1 protein-coding gene is annotated in these 995 nt (G+C 43.4%); it reads right to left on the bottom strand.

What is annotated here, in order from left to right:
* Positions 1-619: PleD family two-component system response regulator (locus tag A3766_RS28035; protein WP_156509212.1), on the bottom strand; the 619-nt coding region annotated here is incomplete at its 3' end.
* Positions 620-995 lie beyond the last annotated feature (376 nt).

Here is a 995-nt window from a genome sequence, read left to right as displayed (position 1 = left end):
CGCGAGCTTCCATAGAGTCTTGCGAGCAATTAATAAAAACACTAGGGGTGCCATAGATGACAGCGGATGCGCTCAAGCCGAAGCCTGATGCAACTTCACATAGTTTTTGTCCAATGCCTTCCAGTGTTGTGATTTCCTGAGAGGTTTTCACGAATTCGATTATTTGGCCAAGCTCGCTACTTGATGTCATGGCTTCCATGGCAACTTTCATGGCGTTGCTGGCATCTTCCTTCGCTTTGTTTGTTTCGGCTTGGTGATCTATAAAGTAATTGACTCGTTCAAGCACTCGCTCCGGGTCAATTGGTTTGGTGATGTATTCGTTGCCGCCTGCTTCAAAGCCCGCAAGATGTTCTTCGACATTATCCATGGCAGAGACGAAAACAATGGGAACAACGCTGCTTTCTTTGTGCTTTCTAAGCTCGGTACAAACTTCGTAGCCAGTCATTCCGGGCATGTTTACGTCTAGCAAAATGATATCAGGTACTTCCTGGCTTACCTGATCCAGGCATTCTTGGCCGGAGCTGCATTCCACGATGTTAAAGTCATCTTCGAGAATCATTTTTAAAAGCACACGGTTTGACTCGACATCATCGACAACCATGATCGTTTTATCTGACATGCACTTTTTCCTGCTAAAAGTAATTTTACCTTTACTGAAGGTAGCACAAATCTCAGTGTTTGCAGATACTAAGTGAACTAAGTTTGCAAAGTGAAAAATGGGCTATAATGTGAATTAGAACTTGCTTGAACCGGCCACCTTTCTTGAAGGTAGGGTAACGGTTGGGTCTAAATTATTAGTATCACTAAGGAACATACATTGAATATTATTCAGCAAGGCTTCAATGCTTGTCTGCCTTCGATGGTTGAGAGTGACCGCGACTTTATTCATTTCAAGATCATGGCTTTTATGTGTTGTTTGATCTTTGTGATCGGCTTATACAGTCTAATTAAGTGGTCTTCTGTTGGTTACGACGCACTTGCCGCCTGGGCATGGT

Source organism: Oleiphilus sp. HI0132 (assembly GCF_001635845.1).
This window is presented reverse-complemented; position numbering and strand designations above follow the sequence as displayed.